Consider the following 23,292-nt stretch of genomic DNA (forward strand, 5'->3'; position numbering starts at 1 on the left):
AACATGACCCCACAATTCGGCCTCATCATCGTCGGCGACGAAATCCTTTCCGGCAAACGTGCCGACAAGCACCTGCCCAAAGCCATCGAACTGCTGGGCGCGCGCGGCTTGCAGCTGGCCTATGCCGACTACGTGGGCGACGACCCCGCCCGCATCACGGCCACGCTGGCGCGGGCGTTTGCCGCCGCGCGTGAACACGGCGACGTGGTCTTTTCCTGCGGCGGTATAGGGGCCACACCGGACGACCATACGCGGCAGTGCGCGGCCAAGGCGCTGGGCCTTGAGCTCGCGCTGCACCCCACGGCCAAAACCCTGATCCTTGAGCGCATGGCGGATGTGGCGAAAGAGCAGGGGACACCCTACGAGCCTGACCGCGACGACAACATCCACCGGTTGAACATGGGCGTGTTTCCGGTCGGCGCGGAGATTATTCCGAACCCCTATAACAAGATACCGGGCTTTACCTGCCGGGCGGGGCAGGGGGCGGTTCACTTCGTTCCCGGCTTCCCGGTGATGGCTTGGCCGATGATTGAATGGGTGCTCGACAACCAGTACGCCCACCTGCACCAAAAATCGCCTTACACCGAGAAGTCGGTGATCATTTTTGGGTCCATGGAGGCCATGCTCACGCCCCTGATGCTCGATATTGAAGCGGCCCATGCGGGAGTGAAAGTGTTTAGCCTGCCCAGCGTGGACCACCCGGAATATGGCCGCCATATTGAACTGGGCGTCAAAGGCGCGCCCGAGGCGGTCAATTTGGCCTATCCAGCCATGCTGGCCGGGCTGCACAAATTTGACCTGAAGTTAGGCCCCGAGTTGGTGCGTTAATTTTTTGCACCAAGCTTGTGCGTGTATGTTGATGCACGATCATGGTGCATTCGGTGCTGGCCGGTGTTTTTTGCATTTTCAGCCTGCCAAAGGCTGGAACTGAAGCCAGATCACGGCACAATCCGGGGCTTGGCGGGAAACTCAACCGCCAATGTCTGTGGCACAAAAAGTGCATTCGACAGCCCGAATAGATTTTTCAACCACCCATCCAGCAACAGGAGATTTTGATGGCAAAGACCGTCGCAGACGTCATGAAAATGGTCAAGGAAAACGAAGTCAAGTTTGTTGACTTTCGTTTTACCGATACCCGGGGCAAAGAACAGCACGTGACCGTGCCCGTGTCCCACTTTGACGAAGACAAATTCACGTCGGGCCATGCATTCGACGGCTCCTCAATTGCCGGCTGGAAGGGCATTGAAGCCTCCGACATGCAACTGATGCCTGACCCAAAGACGGCCAACATCGATCCGTTCTTTGAAGAAACCACGCTGTTCATGAGCTGCGACGTGCTTGAGCCCGCCGACGGCAAGGCCTATGACCGCGACCCGCGCTCCATCGCGCAGCGCGCAGAGGCTTACCTCAAGGCTTCCGGCCTGGGCGACACTGCTTACTTCGGCCCCGAGCCAGAATTCTTCATCTTTGACGACGTGCGCTGGAACACCGACATGTCGGGCACCTTCTTCAAGATCGAAGAATACGAAGCGCCCTGGAATTCTGGTGCCAAGCTCGAAGGCGGCAACCGCGGCCACCGTCCTACCGTCAAGGGCGGCTACTTTCCCGTGCCTCCTGTCGACAGCACGCAAGACATGCGCGCCGAAATGGCCCTGATCCTCGAGTCGCTGGGCATCCCCGTCGAAGTGTTCCACCACGAAGTGGCCGGTGCCGGCCAGAACGAAATCGGTACCCGTTTCAGCACGCTGGTTCAGCGCGCCGACTGGACCCAGGTCCTGAAATACGTCGTGCAGAACGTGGCCAACGCCTACGGCAAAACCGCCACCTTCATGCCCAAGCCTGTTGTCGGCGACAACGGCTCCGGCATGCACGTTCACCAGTCCATCTGGAAAGACGGCAAAAACCTGTTTGCCGGTGACGGCTATGCAGGCCTGTCTGATTTCGCCCTGTACTACATCGGCGGCATCATCAAGCATGCACGCGCCCTGAACGCCATCACCAACCCAGGCACCAACAGCTACAAGCGTCTGGTTCCTGGCTATGAGGCGCCGGTCAAGCTGGCTTACTCGGCCAAAAACCGTTCGGCATCGATCCGCATTCCTTACGTTGCCAATCCAAAGGGCCGCCGTATCGAAGCGCGTTTCCCCGATCCACTGATGAACCCTTACCTGGGCTTCTCGGCCCTGATGATGGCGGGTCTGGACGGCGTGGAAAACAAGATCCATCCCGGCGAAGCCGCCACCAAGGATCTGTACCATCTGCCACCCGAGGAAGATGCAAAAGTACCAACCGTGTGCCACAGCCTGGACCAGGCGCTGGACGCACTCGACGTGGGCCGCAGCTTCCTGACCAAGGGCGGTGTGTTCACCGACAGCATGATCGACGCCTACATTGAACTGAAGATGGGTGAAGTGACCCGCTTGCGCCAGGCGACCCACCCCATCGAATTCGAGATGTACTACTCCCTGTAATCAGGGGGGCGAAAGCCCAACCGCCTACTGTTTATTTACACAGTTTGTGGTCAAAAAAGGACGGCATATGCCGTCCTTTTTTATTGCCCAAGCCGGTTGTGGGTTTGCTGGCTTTGTATTTCGGCGCCTTTGCCGCATACTGATAGACCGTCCTCGCCCTTATTGGGCATCGGGAGTACCTATGAAACACACCTTATTGCTTTCTACCTTGTCGTTGCTGCTGGCTGGCGCGGGGAATGCTGCATGGGCGCAGCAGGTATACCGCTGCGCAGGAGTCGGGGGTGCGGCCCCTGAATACATCAACAACACAAAAGACGCCCAAACCCGGAGCTGCAAACTGCTGTCCGGCGGCAATGTGACGGTGATGCAGAGCACGCCGGTGCCCAAAGCCGCGGTTCGCGTGGCTGCGGCCGCAGGCTCCAGTGGCCCGCGCACCGATGGCAGCCCCGAACAGCGGACCCGCGACAACGATTCGCGCGCCATCCTTGAGGCCGAGTTGAAAAAGGCCGAAGCCAAGCTGGCCGAGCAGCAAAAAGAATTCAACAACGGTGAACCTGAAAAACAGGGCATTGAGAGCCGTAATTACCAGCGCTACCTGGACCGCGTGGCCGAGCTCAAGGACAGCATCACCCGTAACCAGAGTGACATTGCCGGCCTGAAGCGCGAAATTTCCCGCCTGCCTGCCCCGGCCTCAGCCGCCGTCGTCAATTAAACCAAGGCGATAAGCCGCGGCGAGCCGGCTTCTGGAGGAAAATGGATGGCTTGAACAAGCCCTCCATCCGTGCCGCTTTATCGTCCGTCCCGGTCACCGGACTTCCCCCCCGCTTTCAGGCGTTTGACCTGCTGGCCACGCTGGTGGCTGTGGTGCGTACCGACGGCACTGTGGTGTTTGCCAATGCCGCGCTGGAAGACGCGCTGGGCACCTCGCGGCGGACCATTGAAGGCTCGCAGCTCCCCGATTGCTTTACCGAGCCGCTCATTTTGCAAAATGCGCTGGAGGGCGCGGGCAGCAATGAATTTGCCGCCCTGCGTTACGACGCGTGGCTCAGGCGCCTGAACCACGAACCGCTGCCCGTGCATGTGGTGGTGGCGCAAACCGACACCCCGGGTGAGGCGATTGTGGAGCTGCTGCCGCTGGAGCAGCAGGCCAAGCAGGAGCGCGAAGAGCGCCTGATCGACCAGGCGCAGGCCAACAAGGAGTTGATCCGCAACCTGGCCCACGAGATCAAAAACCCCTTGGGCGGTATTCGCGGCGCTGCGCAGTTGCTGCAGATGGAAATCGGCAAGGACCTGACCGAGTACACCCAGGTCATCATCCATGAGGCAGACCGCCTGCAGACGCTGGTAGATCGCCTGCTGGCCCCGCACCGCCGCCCGCACTTGGTGGGCGATGTCAATATTCACGAAGTGTGTGAGCGCGTGCGCTCCCTGATCCTGGCGGAGTTCCCAAAAGGTTTGAGGGTTACACGCGACTACGACATCTCGATTCCTGATTTCCGCGGAGACCGCGAACAGCTCATTCAGGCGGTGTTGAACATCGCACACAACGCCGCGCAGGCTTTGGCGGAACGGGTGGCGGCAGGCAATGCGCACATCACTTTCAGGACAAGAATCGCCAGGCAGGTAACTTTTGGCAAGCAGCGCTATCGCTTGGCATTGGAATTGCATGTTATCGACAATGGACCGGGTGTGCCGGACTCCATCAAAGACCGCATCTTCTATCCGCTGGTATCCGGGCGGGAAGGTGGTTCGGGGCTGGGGCTGACATTGGCGCAAACCTTTGTCCAGCAACACCACGGTTTGATTGAGTGCGACAGTGTGCCGGGCCGTACAGATTTCAAGCTGCTTATACCGCTGCCTTGAAATGTGTTCTCAGCCATGATTGATACATAACGCGATCGTGCAGAGGGTTCCAGAAAGCCCTGCATTGAAAGCACGAAAAAAGGGACTGCACTACATGAAACCGATCTGGATCGTTGATGATGACCAGTCCATCCGGTTTGTTCTGGAAAAGGCCCTGCTCCGCGAGGACCTTCCTACGCGCAGTTTCACCAATCCCCGCGAAGTTCTTGCCGCACTGGAAAGCGCGACGGAGGATGAAGGGCCGCAAATTCTTGTGAGCGACATACGCATGCCGGGCGGCTCTGGCCTCGACCTGCTCGAAAAGGTCAAGGAAAAACTCCCCGGCCTGCCGGTCATCATCATGACCGCGTTCTCCGACCTCGACAGCGCGGTGTCCGCCTTCCAGGGCGGCGCTTTCGAATACCTGCCCAAGCCGTTTGACTTGCCAAAGGCGGTAGAACTCATTCGCCGCGCAGTGGAAGAAAGCCAGCGCGAAGAGGTGGCTGAAGAGCGCATGGCCTCCGCGCCCGAAATGCTTGGCCAGGCGCCGGCCATGCAGGACGTTTTCCGCGCCATCGGACGGCTGAGCCAGAGCATGGTGACCGTGATGATCACCGGTGAGTCCGGTTCAGGCAAGGAACTGGTGGCGCGTGCGCTGCACAAGCATTCGCCGCGCGCCAACGGGCCCTTTGTGGCCATCAATACCGCGGCCATCCCCAAGGATTTGTTGGAAAGCGAACTGTTCGGTCATGAGCGCGGCGCGTTCACCGGCGCGCAGACCATGCGGCGCGGCCGCTTTGAACAAGCTGAGGGCGGTACGCTCTTTCTCGATGAAATCGGCGACATGCCGTTTGACTTGCAGACGCGCCTTTTGCGTGTGCTGAGTGACGGCCATTTCTACCGCGTCGGCGGGCACAACGCCGTCAAGGCCAATGTGCGCGTGATCGCTGCCACTCACCAGGACCTGGAGCAACGCGTCAAGGAGGGCGGCTTCCGCGAAGATCTGTTCCACCGACTCAATGTGATCCGCCTGCGCCTGCCCGCACTGCGCGAGCGGCGCGAGGATGTCTTCATGCTGACACGCCACTTCCTGCAACAAAGCGCCAAGCAGCTCGGTGTGGAGCCCAAGCGGATTTCCGATACAGCGCTGCAGCAGCTCAGCAACTTTGGTTTTCCCGGCAATGTGCGCCAGCTCGAAAACATTTGCCACTGGCTCACCGTCATGGCGCCGGCGCAGGTGATTGAGCCCAAGGATCTTCCGCCCGAAGTGCTGGGCATTGTTCCCGAATCGGGCAGAAACCCCGTTTTCGCAGAGAAGGTTGGGGCGGCCAAAGCGGAGTGGTCGGCAGGCGCCGCGGAGAAAACTCCTGCCAGCCATGGGGCTGAAGCGGCCGTACCGGTTCCGCCGGTCTCTGGCCCTGAACAAAGCTGGGAAAGTGGTCTTGAAGCAGAAGCCCTGGCGTTGCTGGCGACCGGTCGCAGCGATGTGTGGGATGTGCTGACCCGGCGTTTTGAATCCAAGCTGATTCAGACCGCACTGGTCAATACACGCGGGCGCCGCATTGAGGCCGCTCAAAAGTTAGGCATAGGCCGCAATACCATCACGCGCAAGATTCAGGAACTCAATCTGGAGTGAATGTGGCCCCCACGGTGGATGTGGCCCCCACGGTCGCTCACTTCGTGTAGCTTCCTGCCCCCCGAGGGGGCCCCCCGCCTGCGGTCTAGCAAAGCCAGTCCCGCGGCTCATGCTGGTTTTAAGAGTTCAGTGCGTAAGCAGTGAGGGCTGGTATTCACCAGTGGGCAGCCGCGGAACCGGCTTTGCCGGGCCGCAGGCGCCGCCCCCTTGAGGGGGGAACAAGCTACACGCAGTGAGCTTGGACAGGGGTGCATCACTTTTGGGGGAACAGGCTACACGAAGTGAGCCTGGACGGGGGTCAGCCGATCTCCACGGTCACTGGCGCATGGTCGCTGGGCTTTTCCCATTTGCGGGGCACGCGGTCTATGGTGCAGCCTTTGACTTGCGGCTTCAGGGCGTCGCTGACCAGGATGTGGTCGATGCGCAGGCCGCGGTTCTTCTGGTAGCCCAGCATGCGGTAGTCCCACCACGAAAAGCTTTTGAGCGGCTGCTCGAACATGCGGAAACTGTCGGTCAGGCCCAGCGCCACCAGCTGGCGGAAATGCTCACGCTCTTCCTTGGTGTGGTGAATGGTGTCGCGCAAGCCCTCTGGGTCGAACGAATCCTGATCTTCCGGTGTGATGTTGAAGTCCCCCAGCAACACCAGTTGTGGGTGGGCTGCCATCTCCGCGCGTACATAAGCCTGCAGGCCACCCAGCCAGCGCATCTTGTAGGCGAACTTTTCGCTGCCGGGCTCCTGCCCATTGACGAAATAGCCGTTCAGCACGCGGATGGGGCCGGCAGGGCCGTCCACCGTGGCGGCGATGACGCGTGAATGCTCGTCCTCAAACCCCACGATGTTTTTCACCACGTCACGCAGCGGCGTGCGCGACAGGATGGCCACGCCGTTGTAGGTTTTCTGGCCGAAAGCGGCGGCTTCATAGCCGGCGGCCTTGAGCGCTTCCAGCGGGAACTTGTCGTCCGTCATCTTGAGCTCTTGCAGGCACAACACGTCGACAGGATTGGCCGCAAGCCAGTTCAGCACATGCGCAAGCCGCGCGGTCAGGGAGTTGACGTTCCAGGTGGAAATTTTCATGATTTAGTGCTCCGGCCCAATAAGAACATGCGCAAGCAGCTATCAAATATGTAGCAGAGCCAGTACGCCGATGACCAAACCCACCCCGGCCACGACGAACATGCCGTATTCAAGCCACTTCTTGCGGGTCAGCAGCGCAATGGCCGCAAGGGCAATGGCCACCTGCAGCACCGTGGTGGCCTGCGCCCAGCGGTGGTGCTGGTGCATCTGCTCATCGGACGACTTGTCCCAGGTGGTGGCTTCGGCTTCTAGCTTCTCGGCGCCGGCCTTGATCTCATTCTTTTCCTTTTCGTAGCGGTCTACCTTGCCCTGGTAGCCGGCTTTTTTGTCCTCAGGCGCCAGGTCGCGGGCGAGTTCGGCCAGCGACTGCTTGGTGCTTTTCGACTGGAAGTAATTCCACTGGTTGGAAGCTTCCGTCTTCTTGATGGCCGCGTTGTTTTTATACAAGCCCGCATTGGCCTGCGTGGCACCGCCCATGTAGGCAAAGATGGCGCCTATGGTGGCAATGATGGCCGTGATGACCGCGATTTGCGCGATCATGCCGCCGTTGTCGTGGCCGCCGTGGCCGCCTTGAGCCGCATGCTCGAGCTCATGGTCGTGGGGCCCGTGTACGTGAAATCCGCCTCCTGACATATCTGTTTCCCTCGTGTGTGTGTTGTTATCTGTTATGGATAGTTTTATTTTTGGTAGGTGATGAAGCTGAACTTCATTCCGTTGGCCGACACGTGATTTTCACGTGCGGCCTCCCGCCATTCGGGCCCCAAGGGCGGCGCGTAGGCGTCGCCCTCAATAGTTTCGGCGATCTCTGTGACTTCTATGCGATCTGCCAGCGGCATCGCCTGCGCGTAAATCTGCGCGCCGCCCAGGATCCACACCTCGGCTGAAGATGCGCACAGCGCCAGCGCGTCGGCCAGGCTCGCGGCCGTTTCGGCGCCGGTGTCTTTCCAGTCAGGCTGCCGCGTGATGACGATGTTGGTGCGGCCGGGCAGCGGGCGGAATTTCACCGGCAATGAATCCCAGGTCTTGCGGCCCATGATGACCGGCCAGCCGGTCGTCAGGCGCTTTAAGCGCGCCATGTCTTCCGGCAGGCGCCAGGGGATGGTGTTGTCGCGGCCAATCACGCCGTTGGCGGCGCGGGCGAAGATCATGTGGATTTTCATGGTGTTCAGAGGGAATCGATCCGGATGATATCCAGATTCAGGGGCCTGGCCGGCGCGATGATCGCGCTGCCGGGAACTGCTTGCAGTTGCTTGAGCAGGCGTGGATTGAGCGCCTCGGAGGTATAGACAGTGTGCACCATCGCCAGTTGGTCGGGCGGTGTGACGGCCTGAAGGTAGTCCTGGTAACGCGAGCGAAGCGCGTCTTCGCCAAGGCCGGTTGTGTGGGCTTGCTCATGGTCAATCCGCACCACGAGGATATTCACGGTATGAGACAGGCCTGCCGCGTCGGGCAGGTCCAGCTGCACGGCCCAGCAGCCGTCGGTCAGTGATTCACCCGCCAGCACCTCCGCCAGAAGCGGCGCCGCACCGGGTGCGATGGCGCGTACAGGGCGGCACAGGAGGGCCTCCCACAACTGCTCGTACAGCGGCGTCAGCCTCCTGTGCGTGTAGCGGCGGCGTATGACGGCTTCACGTGCGGCCTTCGGGTCGCCGTGCGATGCGAGATAGCCGCAAATAACGTTCTGCGCCCCGAGGGCGATGCGTTTGTCCAGCCGGATCGATTGCCGCAATTCCTCGACGCCGGCGTTGTCGCCTCTTTCGAGCAACGCCAGGCCGAAGTAGAACCGGGCCATGGCCATTTCGGGATGGCGGGCGGCCGCTGCAGACAGCAGGGCCAGGCTTGAGTCGTCGCTCTGCAACTGCTCTTGCACAATCGCCGTCGCCAGTTCGGTCTGGGCGGGCGTTTGTTCGGAGAAGAGCACATGCACCCCACCGGCCACCAGCCACCGCATCCGCAGGTGGTCGAATCGCCAGTCGGCCTGCGTGTTTTTCTGCCAATCCTCATTGCAGGCCGACAAAACCCGGGCCCATTCCTTGCCGAGAAGCATGTCTCCGGCGCAGGGCGAGCTTTCAACCGGCGGCGGCTCGACCTGCAGGCCGAGCGCCGCCGCACGTTCATGCAGCGGCGGGTGGGTGTCTTGCGCACGCCGTGGGCGGCTGGCTCCCTCCGCGAGCGCCTGCGGCATGAAGCTGCCATGGGCCTCGACAAAATCGGATGTCAGCCCCCAGAAGTTGCCGGGCGCTTGCGCCGATTGCATGCGCAGGTTGCTCAATTGCGTGGGCAGTTTCCGGGCCAGAAGAAAAGAAATAAATTCCAGCCTGGCAAGAGCGTCGGTGAGGTGGCGCGCTGAGGAAGTCCGCGCTGCGACGGCGTCGGCCTCGAATTCACACTGGCGGGACCAGCTGGATGATCGCGAGACAAAGTAGGGAACAAACCAGGACGCGATGGCCTTCAGCCCCCCATCCACGAAGCTGTCGTTGCCTTGCATGTGAAGGTAGTGGTCCCATTTGGCCCGCACCCTGTAGATCCAGTGACCCAGACGCCCGTGGTTGCGGGAAAAGTGCCCCAGCTCGTGCGCGATGACGGCTTTCACTTCGTCCTTGTTCAGCATCTTCAGCAAGGGGACACCCAGTATGAGAGTGCGGCGGCTGCCAAACAACGACAGGAAGCCGCCGGTTTGATAAGCCGCCGCGTTCAGTTCGTTGTCCAGCACGATGCGGTGGATGCGCGGCGCCGCGGCGCTGGTACACAAGCCGTCCACCATCTCAAAGAGCGCGGGTGCTTCTTCACGGCGAATGGTGTGCCGGCCAACCGTGCCGGGCGAGGGCTGGACCAGCCACCACAGGAAGAGAAAGGCCGCGAGGCCAAACACCGCGGCAAAACCGGGTCCCCAAATGGCGGCCTGAAGCATCACGAAGGGCGCGATCGGCAAGATGACCACCGTCACAAAGATCAGCTCCGAGGCCAGAGCCAGCAGTGTGAGTGAAAACCGTTGCCGCGAATTGAACGTGGAAGCCGGCGCTGCGGAGGGAGCGCCTGCCTGCACGGATGTCACACCGCTACCGGCGCCTTGATGGCGTCGTGATGCTGATACTCGAGAAACTCAAAATCTTCAAACTGATAGTCAAAGATCGATTCGGGTTTGCGCTTGATCTGCAGCGTGGGGTAGGCAAAAGGCTTGCGGCTCAGCTGCAAGGCCACCTGCTCATGGTGGTTGCTGTAGATGTGGCAGTCGCCACCGGTCCAGATGAAATCACCCACACCCAGGCCGCATTGTTGCGCCACCATGTGGGTGAGGAGAGCGTAGCTGGCAATGTTGAAAGGCACGCCCAGGAAAATGTCAGCGCTGCGCTGGTAGAGCTGGCAACTCAGTTTGCCGGGCTGACCCTGGACTTCAGATGGCGCCACATAGAACTGGAAAAACGCGTGGCAGGGCATGAGCGCCATCTTGGAGAGGTCGGCCACGTTCCAGGCGCTCACGATGATGCGGCGCGAATCAGGGTTGGTCTTCAGCGTCTTGATGACTTCGCTGATCTGGTCGATGTGGCCGCCATCCGGCGTTGGCCAGCTGCGCCATTGCACGCCATAAACCGGGCCCAGGTCACCGTCTTCGCGCGCCCATTCGTCCCAGATCGTGACGCCGCGTTCCTTGAGCCAGTTGTTGTCGCTCGATCCCTGCAGAAACCACAGCAGCTCATGCACGATGGATTTGAGGTGAACCTTTTTGGTGGTCACCAGCGGAAAGCCCTCATTCAGGTCAAAGCGCATCTGGTAGCCGAACACGCTTTTCGTGCCGGTGCCGGTGCGGTCGGCCTTGAAGGCGCCGTGGGTGTCCACATGGCGCATGAAATCTTCATATTGAGAGCGGATGGGGCGGGTCATTTACAACCAGTCGGCTTGGGGTCAGGAGGGGGGCGGGGGCCGGCGGGGCGGCGTGCGGCCAAAGGTTTAATTATGCCTTTAGCACCCGTCCCGGGTTCATCAGGTTATGAGGGTCCAGGCCCTGTTTGATGGCGCGCATCATGTCCAGAGCCACAGGTGATTTGTGCTTGGGCAGCGTGTTGACCTTGAGGCTCCCCACACCGTGTTCGGCCGAGATCGAGCCCCGGTAGCGGTCCACCGCTTCGTAGACCAGGGCATTCATGGGCGTCTCCTGCTCGTTCAGGAAACGTGCCTGGTCTTCATTCTCCGGCGCCTGCACGTTGTAGTGCAGGTTGCCGTCGCCCAGGTGGCCGTAGACGACCATGCGCGCGCCGGGAAAACGCGCGAGCAGCAGGGCATTGGTTTCAGTCACGAATTCGGGGATGCGCGACACGTTGATCGAGATGTCGTGCTTGATGTTCAGGCCTTCTTCGGCCTGCGCCATCGGGATGCTTTCACGGATGTGCCACAGTGCGTGCGCCTGCGCCATGCTCTCGGCGACCACGGCGTCGGCAACGCAACCGGCCTCCATGGCGGCTTCCAGCAGTCGCTCGAAGCATTCACGCGCATGGGCTTCGGATTCGTTGTCCGAGTTCTCCAGAACCACGCACCAGGCGTGCTCTTGCCAGAAAGGCACGCGTTGTTGCGGGAAGTGCCTGGCCACCAGGCCCAGTGCGAACTGGCCCATGACTTCGAAACCGGTCAGGCCGGAGCCCAGGTGCTCATGCGCCAGACCCAGCAACTGCACGGCAGCCTCAAGCGATGGCACCGCGGCAAAAGCGGTGAGCTGGGATTTGGGCATGGGATACAGCTTCATGATGGCGCCGGTGATCACGCCCAGCGTGCCTTCGCTGCCGATGAACAGGTGGCGCAGGTCGTAGCCGGTATTGTCTTTTCGCAGGCCAGAGAGGCCGTCCCAGATTTCGCCCTGCGCGTTGACGACTTCCAGGCCCAAGCAGAGGTCGCGCGTATTGCCGTAGCGCACGACCTGGGTGCCGCCGGCGTTGGTGCCGAGGTTGCCGCCAATGGTGCAGCTTCCTTCCGAGGCCAGACTCAGGGGAAACAGGAAACCGGCTTTTTCGCAGGCTTCCTGCAGGTTTTGCAGCACGCAGCCGGCATCGACCGTGATGGTCAGGTTGCCGGCGTCCAGCGTGCGCACCTTGTTCATGCGTGTCAGGCTGAGCACGACCTGCGTGCCGGTGTCGTCGGGTGTCGACCCTACCACCATGCCGGTATTGCCGCCTTGCGGCACGATGCTCACGCGTGCTGCGGCGCAGGCTTTCACCACGGCCGCGACTTCAGGCGTGGAGCCAGGACGCACCACGGCCAGGGCCTTGCCGGTTTCGCGCCTGCGCCAGTCCTGTACCCAGGGCGTCAGGTCGCCATCAATCAGGACATTGGGTGCGCCGACGATCTGGCGCAGGGACTCAATCAGTTGGGTGTGTGTGCTCACGATGTTCGGCTTCAGGTTAAGGGGTTGATGGATTTGAGGCGCTGGAAGCGGTGGAGGCGTTTTTCAGCCGCACCCGCACATGCATCGCGCAGGCGACAAACAGCGTGAGGCACAGCAGTACCTCGATGAAGGCCAGGTAGTTGCCGGGGGCGCGGTCGCTCCAGGCCCGCACCACGCCTTCGGTGAAATAAAGCCACACCAGCAGGCTGACCCAGCGGTAGGTGTACATGCGGTTTTTCATGATGCCGGCCAGCGGGATGCACAGCGGCAGCACTTTGAGCGCCAGTAATGAGCCGCCCGGGCGTATGGGCGCCAGCCACATTTCCCAGGCCAGGCCCAGCACGATAAGGCCCAGCAGGCTGGCCAGCGCGAGCCGGCGGGTGATGTCAATTTGCGTTGTTTTGTTCATGGTCATGGGAACCCGCTGGACCGTCAACAGGTTCAAGGTCAGTGGCATGATACCGGGGATGAAATTTCAGCAATATCTCGAGGACCTCTTGAGCGACCTGTCGCGCTTTCCATGGCGCGGCACAGCGCTCACGCTGCGTGACCGTTTCCGGGAAGACCACATGGGCCTGACCGCCAGCAGCCTGACCTTCACCACCTCGATCGCGCTGGTGCCGTTTTTTACGGTGGCGCTGGCCATCTTTACGGCCTTCCCGATGTTCTCGAAGTTGCAGGGCGCCCTGCAGGCCTGGCTGATTCAGAGCCTGATCCCCGACAACATCGCCCGCCAGGTGCTGGGTTACCTGACGCAATTCAGCCGCCAGGCCAATAAGCTGGGCATCGCGGGCCTGGCCGTGCTTCTGGTCACGGCCATCGCGCTCATCCTGACCATTGACCGAACGCTCAACGGTATCTGGCGCGTCAAAAAGGCGCGGCCACTGACGCAGCGTGTGCTCATTTATTGGGCTGCCATTACCTTGGGGCCGCTGCTGCTGGCGGCCAGCCTGGCGGTCACTTCTTATGTGCTGTCGGCCTCGGGCGGCCTGGTGGGCGCTTTGCCCGTCAGCCTGCGTTTTCTGCTCAGCGTTCTGCAGTTTTTCCTGGTGGCGGGGGGCATGGCGGCGATGTACCGCTATGTGCCCAATACCTACGTGAAGTGGTCGCATGCCTGGGTAGGGGGCCTGTTTGTGGCTGCGGGCATCGAGGTGGCCAAACGCGTGCTGAGCCTGTATCTCGGTGCTGTGCCGACCTATTCGCTGGTGTATGGCGCGTTCGCTACCTTGCCCATCCTCCTTGTATGGATTTATGTGTCCTGGGTCATCGTGCTGATGGGCGCTGTGATTGCCGCGTACCTGCCCAGTCTCCTGGCCGGAGTGGCCCGTCGCGGCAGCGCGCATGGCTGGCATTTCCAGCTGGCCATTGAAGTGCTCCAGCAGTTGCACCGGGCACTGGCTACCCCGCGCAAGGGCGTCAGCGCTTCGCAGCTGGCCGAGCTGCTTCAGGTGGACGGGCTGCAGCTGGAGCCGGTACTGGAAACACTGGTTGCCCTGGACTGGGTAGGCCAGCTCAATGAAGCCGAGGGCGAGGTAGAAGCCCGTTACCTGCTGCTGGCCGATCCCGACGCCACGCCGCTGGAGCCGCTGATACAGCAACTTCTGCTGGACAAAGCCGAAGCGGTCCAGGGCCTCTGGGAAAAGGCCCGGTGGCCGGCCATACGGCTGCGCGACGCGCTGTAAACCGCCAACTCCGACCCGCCAATCCCCGCACAGCAGGTTTCGGGGCTAGTCCATCCGGACTAAAAACCAGTCGCTGTTTGGGGATATTTGTGCCTGTCGGCGTGTTGTAACAAAATCTGATTTTTGATTTTTTCACGCACTGACAATGCCATCAAAAACACCAGCCAGGGAAAAATTGGACGGCGCCATTGCCCATGAACGGCAGGCGCACCAGGAAGCCCGACAGATCTACGAAGAGCTGACGGCGAAAATGTGGGCCTACCAGACCGGCAAGGGCCCGGCGCCCACCAATAAAGACTTCGAAATGTGGAGTCAGGCCGTGGAGCAGCGCGTCAAGGTCAAGCAGTTGGGCATCCGGGTAGACGGCGAGTCCGGCCTTTAATTTTTTTGCGTCGCGCCTTCGCGGCGGGTCAAGCGCATACCCGCGTCGTTTTGCCCTCCTGACGTGGCCTCCTTGCGATTTGGCAAGACTCCGCTTCAGCCCAAATGCGTGCCAGGAGGCAGGTTTGAGCCCGTTTTCAAGCCTGATTGCCTCATCCTGCAAAAGCCGTTCGGGGGACGTAAGCCTTGTAAGAATTTTTATGCTGCACCGCACAAATTTTCGCCCGTTAGGCCTTCAGGCGCGCGGGAGGAATTCTTACAAGACCATCTTTATGCTTACGCCACGATTCTCTCCATCTGCTGCAATCCCCTCAATTGACAACCAAGCTGGAGAGAACCGTGACATCACCATCGAACCTGATCGCCGACCCGGCCCTGACAAACGAGCCCATCAACATCAACGAGGAAGCCTCCCTGAAATACTGGGTCAGCGCACTCGATTGCAGCGAGCTTGAACTGCGTGTTGCCGTGGCGGAAGTAGGCCCTGCCGCCAAAGACGTGAGCACTGAGCTCGGGCGGTCTTTATGAGTGCCGCCATTCCCGATGCGCCCGGGCCGCTCGCGGTGCGGGTGAAGGAGCCGTCAGCAGGTCTTTTTTACTGGGTGGTCACGCAGCTGTCAGCCCAAGAGCACATGGCGGACCTGCGCATTGAAGGCTCCGACCACCCGTACCCCACGCATGAGGCGGCGTTGCAGGCAGGTGCGGCATGCCTCAAGGCGTTAAAAACCGGCCCTTTGCAGTCACTGGACTCCTGATAAAGCCCGATAAGGTCCGTTAGAGCCCGTTGTGGGAGGCTAAGGCCACGCCTGGAAACGGGCTCAGTTGCCTTTGATGCGCCGCAAGGCCTGAACCCACATGTCGCGGTACATGACCCAGTCTCCCATGAAGCTGTAGAGTGGCCGCTTGAACGAGGCGGGCCGGTTCTTTTCGAACCCAAAATGCCCGATCCAGGCGAAGCCGTAGCCGCACAGCAGGCCGGCCAGCAGCCACCACGGGTTGCGGGTCATCAGCAGCGCCGCCAGGCAGAGCAGCGTGAGGCTTGAGCCTGCAAAGTGCAGGCGGCGGCAGGTCGGGTTGCGATGCTCGCCCAGGTAGAAGGGGTAAAAATCCGCGAAAGACGCAAAGCTGCGGGGATCAACGGGTGTCGTGGCGCCGGTTTCCGCCGAATCGGGGCTGATGGCATTCATGGGTTTGTCTCCTGCGCCGGATATCCGGTGGTGCGCCTCATTTTGCGACGCTGGCCATAATAGTCAATCCATGGCCGCCAGCCCTCGTCACACCCTTTCCGCGCTCCTGCCTGCATGCCAACCGATCTGCTTCCAGAAACTCCCCATGGTGAACCGCCTGTGACGACGCCCCCCGCGCGATGGGTAATTTGCCTCTGCGCGGACTGGTGCGGCCTTTGCCGCGACTACGGTGTCGTCTTCTCGGAAATGGCCTTGCGCTATCCGGAAAGCCGGTTTGTCTGGCTGGACATTGAAGACGAAGCCGAGCTGGTCGGAGACCTGGAAGTGGAAACCTTTCCCACGCTGCTGATTGCCGATGCGGGCGGCACGCACTTTCTGGGCCCCTTGACGCCGCATGCGCAAACCCTTGCACGCCTGCTGGACTCGCTGGAGCAGACCAACATCAGGGCAGTGCCTCATTTGCCATCCACGCAGGCACTGTTGCGGGCGCTGGAAACGGCGCCGCACCGCGTGGGCACGCAACGCCAGGTCAGGTAGCCGTCGTTGAAAACGGCGCCTTCAGAAAACCCCTGAAGCGCGCACGGCCGCCGCGAGTGGGGCTGGTGGTCAGGCGGTAGTGCGGAAAGCGCTGCAGAAAGCGGCCGATGGCAACGCGGCCTTCAAGCCGGGCCAGGCTGAGTCCGGCACACTGGTGAATGCCGAAGCCGAAGGCCAGGTGGCGGTTGTCCTGGCGTGCCAGGTCCAGGTGTTCGGGCTGGGCAAACTGCGCCGGGTCGCGGTTTGCGGCTCCAATGCACAGCGTCAGCAACGCGCCTTCGGGCAAGTCCACACCGCCCACCTGGCAGGCCTTGAGCGCACGCCGATTGCCCAGCTGGTTGGATGACTCAAAACGCAGGAATTCATCGATTTCAATTGCCAAATCGGCCTCTAGCCCTTTATTTACTTGCGCAAGCAGCTCCAAATTTGATAGCAACATCTGCTTCGCGTGCGGCCATTCCTGCAGCAAAACCAGCGCGTTGCCGATGAGGTTGGTCGTGGTTTCGTGGCCGGCGTTGAGGATGAACACGCAGTTTTGCAGCAGTTCCGTTTCGCTGAGTCTTTCCCCCGACACTTCTTCGCCGATCAGCCGTGTCAGCACATCGTGTTCCGGGTCGCCAGGGTGTTTGCGCCGGTCGGCCACCAGGTCCTTGAGGTAGCCGGTGAAGTCCCGCACGCTGCTATTGCCCAGGGCTTCCTGTTCGGGCGTCGGTTTGGGTTCCAGCGCGCCGAGTATGGCCAGCGACCAGCCGCGCAGCGGCGACCGGTCGGCATGCGGCACGCCCAGCAGGTTGCCGATGATCTCCACCGGGATCGCCGAAGCGAAATCCTCAATCAAATCACCGCCGCCCCGGCTTTCGATCGCATCCAACAGGCTATCGACCAGCGTGATGAGCCCGGGCTCCATATCGGCAATGGCGCGCCGCGTAAGGGCGCCCATGATCAGTTTGCGAACGCGCGTGTGAAGCGGCGGGTCGTTGAACACCAGGCTGGTGGTGTGGTGTTCAAACAGGGCCGAGCCCGCTCCGTACTTGGGCTCGAACTCCACCTTCTTGTCCGAGCTGAAGGTTTGCGCATCGCGGTACACCGCCACCAGGTCGGCGTAACGCGTGAGAAACCAGGAGCCATCCGGCATGCGCTTGACCGGCTCGGTTTCGCGCAGCACTGCATAAACCGGATAGGGGTTGGCGTAAAAATCCGGCGGCAAGGCGCGCAGGTCGAAGCTGGCGGCGATTTCCTGCGCACGCTGCTGCGTCATCGCCGGCGTGGCCGTCAGCACGCTCATGGCTTGATGAAATCCTTCAGTGCAAACAAAACCCCTTCGGGTGCTTCGGTCATCATCTGGTGGCCGGCCTGCAGCATCACCGTCCTGGCATTTTTTGCTTTGGCCTGCAGCGGCGCCGCCATTTTGGGCAAGGTCATGGAATCGTTCTTGCCCAGGATGAACAGCACCGGGCACTGTACTTTTTCGATGGCCGCTTCACCGCCGGTGTAGTCGTCGCAGGCCTTGAAGCCGCGGTGGAACAGGTTGATTTTGGTATTGCTGGCCAGCACCCGTTTCATGAGCGCCTTCGACCCTCCGTACAGCCAGGTGCCCGGGCCCAGCGATGAGGGTGGCGGCGCCAGCATGGAGTGCGAGAAGGTGTTGACCATATCAATCGCCTTCATGGGCTGGTTCAGTGCGTTGTCCAGCAGCGCGGGGGAAACCGTCATCGGTGCGGCGGTTCCCAGTAGCGCCAGGTGCGTCACCCTTTGCGGTGCAGTGGACGCCGCATGCAGCGCCGTGAGGGAGCCGAAGCTGTGGCCCACCAGTGCGGCGGTCTTGATGCCGGCCGCATCGAGGAGCGCGATGATGAAGGCCGCCGCTTCTTCGACTGATTGCGGCGGCTCACCTTCGCTTTTGCAATGGCCGGGCAAGTCGGGTGCCAGCACGTTGAAGCCGTGGTGCGCGAAGTAGCGGGTCTGCAGTATCCAGATGCTGTGGTCGTTCAGAACGCCGTGGATAAACACAGCCGTGGGTTTGGCCGCATCAAAAGGTTTGCCGCCGGTGTAGCAATACGTTTTATGGCCGTTGACGTCGAGGTACATGCTTCAGGTCCCCGCTTTCACGGCGGCTTTTTCTGCCGCCTTGAGGGCGCGCTTGAGGTCGTCCAGCAGGTCGTCCGGGTCTTCCAGGCCAATCGACAGGCGAATCGTTCCCTGCGTGATGCCGCCGGCCGCCAGCGCTTCGTCGCTCATGCGGAAATGCGTGGTGCTGGCAGGGTGGATCACCAGGCTGCGGCAGTCGCCTACGTTGGCCAGGTGGCTGAAGACTTTCAGCGCTTCGATGAAGGCCTTGCCCTGTTCACGGTTGCCCTTGATGTCGAAGCTGAACACTGAGCCGGCGCCGCGCGGCAGCAGCTTTTTGGCCAGTGCGTGGCTGGGGTGCGATTCGAGCATCGGATGGCCCACGCGCGAGACCAGCGGGTGGGCGGCGAGAAACTGCACCACTTTTTCGGTATTGCCCATGTGCCGCGCCATGCGAAGCGGCAGGGTTTCAATGCCTTGCAGAATCAGCCATGCCGTGTGCGGGCTCATGCAGGCGCCGAAGTCGCGCAAGCCCTCACGCCGCGCGCGCAGCAGGAAGGCGCCCACGGTGCTTTCCTCGCTGAACACCATGTTGTGAAAGCCTTCGTAGGCCTCGGTCAGCTCGGAAAATTTGCCGGACTTTTCCCAGTCGAAACTGCCGCCATCCACCACCACGCCGCCGATCACCGTGCCGTGGCCACTCAGGAACTTGGTCGCCGAGTGGTAGACCAGGTCGGCGCCGTGGTCAAAGGGCTTGATGAGCCAGGGTGAGGTGAGGGTGGAGTCCACCAGCAGAGGCACGCCGGCTTCATGGGCAATGCTCGACACCGCTTCGATGTCCAGCACATCGAGGCCCGGGTTGCCCACGGTTTCCCCGAAGAAAAGTTTGGTGTTGGGCCGCACGGCGGCGCGCCAGCCGTCCAGGTCGCCGGGCTTGACGAAGGTGGTGGCTATGCCGAAACGGCGCAAGGTGTAGTGCAGCAGGTTCTGGCTGCCGCCGTACAACGCGGTGCTGGCGACGATGTGCGAGCCGGCGCCCATCAAGGTGGCAATTGCCAGGTGCAGCGCAGCCTGCCCGCTCGACGTAGCAATCGCGCCTATGCCGCCTTCCAGGGCCGACACGCGCTGCTCCAGCACCGCATTGGTCGGGTTGCTGATGCGTGAATAGACATGGCCCGCGCGTTCGAGGTTAAAGAGGCTGGCCGCGTGGTCGCTGGATTCGAAGACGAAAGAAGTCGTCAGGTGAATCGGCACGGCACGCGCGCCGGTGGATGGGTCGGGCGCGGCGCCGGCGTGCAACGCCAGGGTGTCGAAGCCGGGGTCTGAGTAACCGGGCATGGGTTTGTCTCCAGTCAGAAAAAAGTGGCGGTGCGCCGGGCAATCGCAGGAGCCCGAACAGATTCTTGCAACCTGCCGTTTGATTGTGGGCTATATTTAAACTGAATTCCCTGTTGCCGCGCTGTGGTGGGACAATGAGGGCCGGCAAGCAGCACAACCGAGGAGATGGCCATGAAGGTTCTAGACATACTGCGCGTGAAGGGCAACACGCTTTACACCGTCCAGCCTGACGAACCCCTTGCCAAGGCGGCCCAGATCATGGCCGAAAAAGACATCGGCTCACTGGTCGTCATGGAGCACGGTGACCTGGTCGGCATGCTGACATTTCGCGAAGTGATTGTCTGCATCGTCAAAAACGGCGGCGAGATCGGCAGCACGCTGGTGCGCACCGCCATGGACGACCACCCGCTCACCTGCACGTCGGAGACCGAACTCGACGAAGTCCGCCGCATGATGCTGGAACGCCACGCGCGCTACATGCCCGTGATGAACCAGAAAGTCATGATGGGCGTGATCAGCCTTTACGACGTGGCCAAGGCCGTGGTGGACAGCCAGAACTTCGAAAACAAGATGCTCAAGGCCTACATCCGCGACTGGCCGGAAGAAGACGGCGCCGACCGCAGCTGACACGAGTGGTACGGGCCTGATGGTGTTCTTTGCATAAAAGATGCCGCCAGCCCAATCAGCCCAATCAGGAAGAGCGCAAGGCGCTATCAAAATAATAGCCAGGTGCGCTAGGTATCTGGCCTGCTTTGCGGGGCAAGGCGATGGGAGCAGGGGTGCGCGACAACGCCAACAACGCCAACGGCCAGCTGTTTTATAGCTCCCTGTTCCTTTCCAGGCTTGCCGACCAGATACTGCTGTTCCTGGTTCCTCTGGTGGTTTTCGAAATCACGGGAAGTGTGGCCTGGTCAGGTATCGCCTTCACGGTAGAAACGCTCCCCCGCTTCCTGGCTTTTCCCGTGTGCGGCGCGCTGTGCGACCGGGTTTCGCCTCTCAAGCTTTTGCGCATCAGCCAGCTCTACCGCGCGCTCGTGTGCATCGGCGGGGCGGCCGCTTTTCAGTGGCTGGGCGGCATTGGCTGGTTGATTGCCCTGTCGGCGGTCTGCGGTGTGCTGACCACGCAGGGCCTGATGGCCCGCGAGGTCATGCTGCCGCAGATATTCAGGCAGCACCGCTTTGAAAAAGTGCTGGCCCATGCGCAGATTGCCGACCAGCTCGGCATGGTCCTGGGCCCCGTGCTGGCGTCACTGCTGCTGCGCTGGATGCCGTGGCCCGCGGTGGTGGCGGCCACCGCGGCGCTCTTTTTGCTGGCCGATGGCGCCGTGACCTTGTGGCACCGGAAGAACCCGGTTGAGCTGGCCGCGCCCGAGACCGCCCCGGACCATTGGCTGCTGCCCATCCGCACCGCGTTTTTGCAGGTGCTGCACCTGCCGGGCCTGAAAAAAGTGATTGCGCTGGCGGCCGGCATCAACCTGGTGATCGGCGTGACGCTCGCCACCTCGGCCGCGATGGTGACCGGGCTGCTGCAGCGCTCTGCGGGCGATTACGCGTTGCTGCAAACGGCCGGCGCCATTGCCACCGTCATCATCCTGCTGTTCATCGCCCGCACTGTGCTGCCCTTGCGCACCCTGGGCCTGGTGTCATACAGCGTGATGTTGGCCGGCGGTTTGCTGACGGGGCTGGCCGGCAGCTTCTGGGTGTACACCGCCGGTTTCTTGCTGGTGATCGGCTTTGACAAGATGTTCAACGTCTATATCCGCAGCCTGCGCCAGAAACTGATTCCACCGCGCGACCTGGGCAAGACTACTGGCGTGATCGTGATGCTCAACAATTTGTCGCAGCCGCTGGCGGGGATGCTGGTGGGGGTGTTTGCAGGGGTGATGGAGGGGCGTGGGGTGATTTTGGGATTGGTGGGGGTGATGGGCTTGATTGGGATTTTGGTTGCCTGGATGAGGCGAGGCGATTAGATTGCAATCCATGTGCAATTTCTGGCCCTACGCCACCGTCAAACCTTAACGACCTGAAAGTAGCGTCAATGCGTCTCTTTGTCACCATCGTCGCCTTCGCAGGGCTTGTCCTGTTTGGGGTCGCCTTTGTTGCCTCCTATGTCAATCCAGGCCTTGTCGAGACCTTGGCGCGTGATGCGATCCGAATGGAAGTGGAGCGCAGAGTGAGCGAACGAATCGAAGCACTGGACGGCGGCAAGCTCGCGGAAATGGCAAAAGGCCTTTCTGGCAGGAATTCATCGGAGATCGCCGAACTCAAACGCAAGCTGGCTGAAGGTCTTCCTCAAAAGGTTGCCGCTGTCGCTGCGCAAATGAGAAATATCGATTGCGAGTGCCGCAAGGCGATCGAAAAATCCATGACCGGGATTCTTGAGCGCAGAACCGCCGATCTGTCGCGCATCAACGAGCGGCTCGAACTTCTGATTCGCACCCAGTACATGGGTGTGGCGGAATCACTGACGCGAGAGTTCCGCATCTTTACCGGCGCAAACGCGCTCGTCTTCTCGCTGCTCGCCATTGCCGCAGCTCTTCGCAAGCGCGCCGGGCTGCAACTTGTGCTGCCGACGGTGGTGCTGCTTGGGGCCGCAGGATTGGTTGGGTATCTGTACCTCTTCCATCAGAACTGGCTGCACACTGTTCTCTTCTCGGACTATGTTGGCTTGGGGTACTTCATCTATTTGGGGCTTGCAATCGCCTTGCTCACGGACATTGTGTTCAACAGGGCGCGCCTTACGACGCGGCTAATCAACGCCATATTCAGTGCTGTTGGGTCCAGCTTGCAGGCAGTGCCATGTTGAGAAATGACCTGACTACAGTATCGAACAAACGTGTGCCGCAAAGCCGCATCTAGCATTTCACCTCAAACAGCAGTCATGGACCGTACAGAATTCTTCTTCGCGCTATCCGGCATGGTTGTCGGCGTGTTTGTGGCCGAGACGGGATGGCCGGAGACATTCGACAAGATATTCCTGGGCGGCGCTGTTGCGCTTGGGGTTGCCGGTTCTGTGTCTGTCTCATTCATCCTTCATCGCCTAAGTGCCGGTCATCGCGATATCTACAACGAGATCGGCGCTAACCATGAAGACTTGTCGTGGGGCATTGGTGACGCTTTTGGCCGATTCAAAAAATTCTTGCGCAGTTCACGCCACCGGGAGCTTGATGACGGTTTTCTCAGTACCGCTGTGGTGGTGGGCCGCACGAGCTGGCGTTTAAGTTTTGTGCTGGCGGGAATTGCCTTGTTCTTTGCGCTCAGGAGCCTGGTCGGATGACTCCGACACTAGGTGTCGCCGACATGGGTGAGAAATACTATGTCTGGGAAATCATCTCGTATGCATGGACCGAGATCGGAATCGAGGACACCGAATGCCGGCAACTTGTGCTGAAAGGCAATATCTCGGCGGATGACCTCAAGCTCGTCGATCGAATCATCTTCAGGGATGTCTGCGCGTCGTTTGCCTTTGACACGTTCCTGATTTTTCCGCTCATGCTGTGGATGATCATGCCGGACTGGGGATACGAAGAGAAGTACCTCAAGAAGCGCATGGAGCGCTGGTACGCCCGGCCATATTGGATTCACTTTCTGAACCCGATGCGATGTCTGGGCTATCCGCTTGCCGTGCTCATGGCGCTCAAGTACCGATCGATGCTGCGCAGAGTTGTGTTGAATGGGCACGATGACGTCTAGGCAGGGCAT

26 protein-coding genes are annotated in these 23,292 nt (G+C 61.0%); 15 read left to right on the plus strand and 11 right to left on the minus strand.

The features are described 5' to 3' along the window. Positions 1 to 3: 3 nt before the first annotated feature. From AC1D13_RS07255 to ntrC, 5 genes are all read left to right on the plus strand, one after another. The gene (locus AC1D13_RS07255; RefSeq protein WP_477665631.1) at positions 4 to 828 is read left to right on the plus strand and encodes a competence/damage-inducible protein A; all 825 of its coding nucleotides are present in this window, start codon (positions 4 to 6) and stop codon (positions 826 to 828) included. Positions 829 to 1,055: 227 nt separating this feature from the next. Further along, the gene (gene glnA, locus AC1D13_RS07260) at positions 1,056 to 2,471 is read left to right on the plus strand and encodes a type I glutamate--ammonia ligase (protein WP_431097519.1); all 1,416 of its coding nucleotides are present in this window, start codon (positions 1,056 to 1,058) and stop codon (positions 2,469 to 2,471) included. Between the two features lie 181 nt (positions 2,472 to 2,652). Continuing rightward, positions 2,653 to 3,183, plus strand: a complete 531-nt coding sequence (locus tag AC1D13_RS07265) for a hypothetical protein (RefSeq protein WP_477665632.1) — start codon at positions 2,653 to 2,655, stop codon at positions 3,181 to 3,183. Positions 3,184 to 3,224: 41 nt separating this feature from the next. Then, positions 3,225 to 4,334: a nitrogen regulation protein NR(II) gene (glnL, locus tag AC1D13_RS07270; protein ID WP_477689267.1), complete on the plus strand. Its 1,110-nt coding sequence runs from the start codon at positions 3,225 to 3,227 to the stop codon at positions 4,332 to 4,334. Positions 4,335 to 4,428: 94 nt separating this feature from the next. Then, entirely contained in the window at positions 4,429 to 5,949 is a 1,521-nt protein-coding gene (ntrC, locus tag AC1D13_RS07275; protein WP_477665634.1) for a nitrogen regulation protein NR(I), read from the plus strand. A 298-nt stretch (positions 5,950 to 6,247) separates the two neighbouring features. On the opposite strand, the gene xth is transcribed toward ntrC, so the two are convergent. The 7 genes from xth to AC1D13_RS07310 form a co-directional block, all read right to left on the minus strand. Continuing rightward, a complete protein-coding gene (xth, locus tag AC1D13_RS07280) occupies positions 6,248 to 7,024 on the minus strand; it encodes an exodeoxyribonuclease III (protein WP_477689268.1) in 777 nt (258 codons plus the stop codon). 42 nt (positions 7,025 to 7,066) lie between these two features. Next, the gene (locus AC1D13_RS07285) at positions 7,067 to 7,657 is read right to left on the minus strand and encodes a DUF4337 domain-containing protein (RefSeq protein WP_477689269.1); all 591 of its coding nucleotides are present in this window, start codon (positions 7,655 to 7,657) and stop codon (positions 7,067 to 7,069) included. 44 nt (positions 7,658 to 7,701) lie between these two features. After that, entirely contained in the window at positions 7,702 to 8,184 is a 483-nt protein-coding gene (locus AC1D13_RS07290) for a dihydrofolate reductase (protein WP_457280083.1), read from the minus strand. A gap of 5 nt (positions 8,185 to 8,189) precedes the next feature. Next, positions 8,190 to 10,079, minus strand: coding sequence for a M48 family metallopeptidase (locus tag AC1D13_RS07295; protein WP_457306726.1), 1,890 nt, complete (start codon positions 10,077 to 10,079; stop codon positions 8,190 to 8,192). After that, the gene (locus AC1D13_RS07300; RefSeq protein WP_457280085.1) at positions 10,076 to 10,906 is read right to left on the minus strand and encodes a thymidylate synthase; all 831 of its coding nucleotides are present in this window, start codon (positions 10,904 to 10,906) and stop codon (positions 10,076 to 10,078) included. Before AC1D13_RS07300 ends, AC1D13_RS07295 begins: the two co-directional genes overlap by 4 nt. Positions 10,907 to 10,976: 70 nt before the next feature. Next, positions 10,977 to 12,398: an FAD-binding oxidoreductase gene (locus tag AC1D13_RS07305; RefSeq protein WP_457280086.1), complete on the minus strand. Its 1,422-nt coding sequence runs from the start codon at positions 12,396 to 12,398 to the stop codon at positions 10,977 to 10,979. Between the two features lie 16 nt (positions 12,399 to 12,414). After that, on the minus strand, positions 12,415 to 12,807 hold the full coding sequence (locus AC1D13_RS07310) for a DUF2069 domain-containing protein (RefSeq protein WP_457280087.1): 393 nt from the start codon (positions 12,805 to 12,807) through the stop codon (positions 12,415 to 12,417). A gap of 58 nt (positions 12,808 to 12,865) precedes the next feature. Between AC1D13_RS07310 and AC1D13_RS07315 the strand changes: the two genes are divergently transcribed. The 4 genes from AC1D13_RS07315 (at position 12,866) to AC1D13_RS07330 (ending at position 15,216) form a co-directional block, all read left to right on the plus strand. Further along, positions 12,866 to 14,080, plus strand: a complete 1,215-nt coding sequence (locus AC1D13_RS07315; RefSeq protein ID WP_457280088.1) for a YihY family inner membrane protein — start codon at positions 12,866 to 12,868, stop codon at positions 14,078 to 14,080. 145 nt (positions 14,081 to 14,225) lie between these two features. Next, complete coding sequence (locus AC1D13_RS07320) at positions 14,226 to 14,462, plus strand: hypothetical protein (protein WP_457280089.1); 237 nt, start codon at positions 14,226 to 14,228, stop codon at positions 14,460 to 14,462. Positions 14,463 to 14,800: 338 nt separating this feature from the next. Then, positions 14,801 to 14,989 (plus strand): DUF3606 domain-containing protein, encoded by a 189-nt coding sequence (locus tag AC1D13_RS07325; RefSeq protein ID WP_457280090.1) that lies wholly within the window; start codon positions 14,801 to 14,803, stop codon positions 14,987 to 14,989. Continuing rightward, the gene (locus AC1D13_RS07330; protein ID WP_457280091.1) at positions 14,986 to 15,216 is read left to right on the plus strand and encodes a hypothetical protein; all 231 of its coding nucleotides are present in this window, start codon (positions 14,986 to 14,988) and stop codon (positions 15,214 to 15,216) included. Before AC1D13_RS07325 ends, AC1D13_RS07330 begins: the two co-directional genes overlap by 4 nt. 63 nt (positions 15,217 to 15,279) lie before the next feature. On the opposite strand, the gene AC1D13_RS07335 is transcribed toward AC1D13_RS07330, so the two are convergent. Continuing rightward, positions 15,280 to 15,648, minus strand: coding sequence for an Mpo1-like protein (locus AC1D13_RS07335; RefSeq protein WP_457280092.1), 369 nt, complete (start codon positions 15,646 to 15,648; stop codon positions 15,280 to 15,282). Between the two features lie 159 nt (positions 15,649 to 15,807). Here AC1D13_RS07335 and AC1D13_RS07340 point away from each other — a divergent pair, with 159 nt between their 5' ends. After that, positions 15,808 to 16,185, plus strand: a complete 378-nt coding sequence (locus tag AC1D13_RS07340) for a thioredoxin family protein (RefSeq protein ID WP_457280093.1) — start codon at positions 15,808 to 15,810, stop codon at positions 16,183 to 16,185. Here AC1D13_RS07340 and AC1D13_RS07345 read toward each other — a convergent pair. Genes AC1D13_RS07345 through AC1D13_RS07355 form a run of 3 tightly spaced genes read right to left on the minus strand, consistent with a single transcriptional unit; the run spans position 16,178 to position 19,590 of the window. After that, positions 16,178 to 17,470, minus strand: coding sequence for a cytochrome P450 (locus AC1D13_RS07345; protein WP_477689270.1), 1,293 nt, complete (start codon positions 17,468 to 17,470; stop codon positions 16,178 to 16,180). The genes AC1D13_RS07340 and AC1D13_RS07345 overlap by 8 nt on opposite strands. Then, positions 17,467 to 18,273 (minus strand): alpha/beta fold hydrolase, encoded by an 807-nt coding sequence (locus AC1D13_RS07350; RefSeq protein ID WP_477689271.1) that lies wholly within the window; start codon positions 18,271 to 18,273, stop codon positions 17,467 to 17,469. The genes AC1D13_RS07345 and AC1D13_RS07350 overlap by 4 nt, the downstream gene beginning before the upstream one ends. A gap of 3 nt (positions 18,274 to 18,276) precedes the next feature. After that, positions 18,277 to 19,590 carry an O-acetylhomoserine aminocarboxypropyltransferase gene (locus AC1D13_RS07355; RefSeq protein ID WP_477665641.1) on the minus strand — a complete coding sequence of 438 codons (1,314 nt, stop codon included), beginning with the start codon at positions 19,588 to 19,590 and terminating at the stop codon, positions 18,277 to 18,279. A 171-nt stretch (positions 19,591 to 19,761) separates the two neighbouring features. Between AC1D13_RS07355 and AC1D13_RS07360 the strand changes: the two genes are divergently transcribed. The 5 genes from AC1D13_RS07360 to AC1D13_RS07380 all read left to right on the plus strand — a co-directional run bounded on the left by AC1D13_RS07360 (position 19,762) and on the right by AC1D13_RS07380 (position 23,283). Further along, positions 19,762 to 20,217, plus strand: a complete 456-nt coding sequence (locus AC1D13_RS07360; RefSeq protein WP_457280097.1) for a CBS domain-containing protein — start codon at positions 19,762 to 19,764, stop codon at positions 20,215 to 20,217. 152 nt (positions 20,218 to 20,369) lie between these two features. Next, entirely contained in the window at positions 20,370 to 21,560 is a 1,191-nt protein-coding gene (locus AC1D13_RS07365; RefSeq protein WP_477689272.1) for an MFS transporter, read from the plus strand. Between the two features lie 68 nt (positions 21,561 to 21,628). After that, positions 21,629 to 22,396 (plus strand): hypothetical protein, encoded by a 768-nt coding sequence (locus tag AC1D13_RS07370; protein ID WP_477665643.1) that lies wholly within the window; start codon positions 21,629 to 21,631, stop codon positions 22,394 to 22,396. Between the two features lie 75 nt (positions 22,397 to 22,471). After that, positions 22,472 to 22,867: a hypothetical protein gene (locus AC1D13_RS07375; protein ID WP_477689273.1), complete on the plus strand. Its 396-nt coding sequence runs from the start codon at positions 22,472 to 22,474 to the stop codon at positions 22,865 to 22,867. Further along, a complete protein-coding gene (locus AC1D13_RS07380; protein ID WP_457280101.1) occupies positions 22,864 to 23,283 on the plus strand; it encodes a hypothetical protein in 420 nt (139 codons plus the stop codon). Before AC1D13_RS07375 ends, AC1D13_RS07380 begins: the two co-directional genes overlap by 4 nt. The last annotated feature ends 9 nt before the right edge of the window (positions 23,284 to 23,292 follow it).

The organism is Polaromonas sp. P1_E12 (assembly GCF_056405975.1).

Bases quoted from the DNA above. Each gene is read 5' to 3' on its own strand.
- AC1D13_RS07350 (WP_477689271.1), bottom strand. From the start codon at position 18,273: ATGTACCTCGACGTCAACGGCCATAAAACGTATTGCTACACCGGCGGC.
- AC1D13_RS07335 (WP_457280092.1), bottom strand. From the start codon at position 15,648: ATGAATGCCATCAGCCCCGATTCGGCGGAAACCGGCGCCACGACACCC.
- xth (WP_477689268.1), bottom strand. From the start codon at position 7,024: ATGAAAATTTCCACCTGGAACGTCAACTCCCTGACCGCGCGGCTTGCG.
- AC1D13_RS07290 (WP_457280083.1), bottom strand. From the start codon at position 8,184: ATGAAAATCCACATGATCTTCGCCCGCGCCGCCAACGGCGTGATTGGC.
- ntrC (WP_477665634.1), top strand. From the start codon at position 4,429: ATGAAACCGATCTGGATCGTTGATGATGACCAGTCCATCCGGTTTGTT.
- AC1D13_RS07255 (WP_477665631.1), top strand. From the start codon at position 4: ATGACCCCACAATTCGGCCTCATCATCGTCGGCGACGAAATCCTTTCC.
- AC1D13_RS07345 (WP_477689270.1), bottom strand. From the start codon at position 17,470: ATGAGCGTGCTGACGGCCACGCCGGCGATGACGCAGCAGCGTGCGCAG.
- AC1D13_RS07285 (WP_477689269.1), bottom strand. From the start codon at position 7,657: ATGTCAGGAGGCGGATTTCACGTACACGGGCCCCACGACCATGAGCTC.
- AC1D13_RS07380 (WP_457280101.1), top strand. From the start codon at position 22,864: ATGACTCCGACACTAGGTGTCGCCGACATGGGTGAGAAATACTATGTC.
- glnA (WP_431097519.1), top strand. From the start codon at position 1,056: ATGGCAAAGACCGTCGCAGACGTCATGAAAATGGTCAAGGAAAACGAA.
- AC1D13_RS07265 (WP_477665632.1), top strand. From the start codon at position 2,653: ATGAAACACACCTTATTGCTTTCTACCTTGTCGTTGCTGCTGGCTGGC.
- AC1D13_RS07320 (WP_457280089.1), top strand. From the start codon at position 14,226: ATGCCATCAAAAACACCAGCCAGGGAAAAATTGGACGGCGCCATTGCC.
- glnL (WP_477689267.1), top strand. From the start codon at position 3,225: ATGGATGGCTTGAACAAGCCCTCCATCCGTGCCGCTTTATCGTCCGTC.
- AC1D13_RS07315 (WP_457280088.1), top strand. From the start codon at position 12,866: ATGAAATTTCAGCAATATCTCGAGGACCTCTTGAGCGACCTGTCGCGC.
- AC1D13_RS07370 (WP_477665643.1), top strand. From the start codon at position 21,629: ATGCGTCTCTTTGTCACCATCGTCGCCTTCGCAGGGCTTGTCCTGTTT.
- AC1D13_RS07355 (WP_477665641.1), bottom strand. From the start codon at position 19,590: ATGCCCGGTTACTCAGACCCCGGCTTCGACACCCTGGCGTTGCACGCC.
- AC1D13_RS07310 (WP_457280087.1), bottom strand. From the start codon at position 12,807: ATGAACAAAACAACGCAAATTGACATCACCCGCCGGCTCGCGCTGGCC.
- AC1D13_RS07330 (WP_457280091.1), top strand. From the start codon at position 14,986: ATGAGTGCCGCCATTCCCGATGCGCCCGGGCCGCTCGCGGTGCGGGTG.
- AC1D13_RS07360 (WP_457280097.1), top strand. From the start codon at position 19,762: ATGAAGGTTCTAGACATACTGCGCGTGAAGGGCAACACGCTTTACACC.
- AC1D13_RS07300 (WP_457280085.1), bottom strand. From the start codon at position 10,906: ATGACCCGCCCCATCCGCTCTCAATATGAAGATTTCATGCGCCATGTG.
- AC1D13_RS07375 (WP_477689273.1), top strand. From the start codon at position 22,472: ATGGACCGTACAGAATTCTTCTTCGCGCTATCCGGCATGGTTGTCGGC.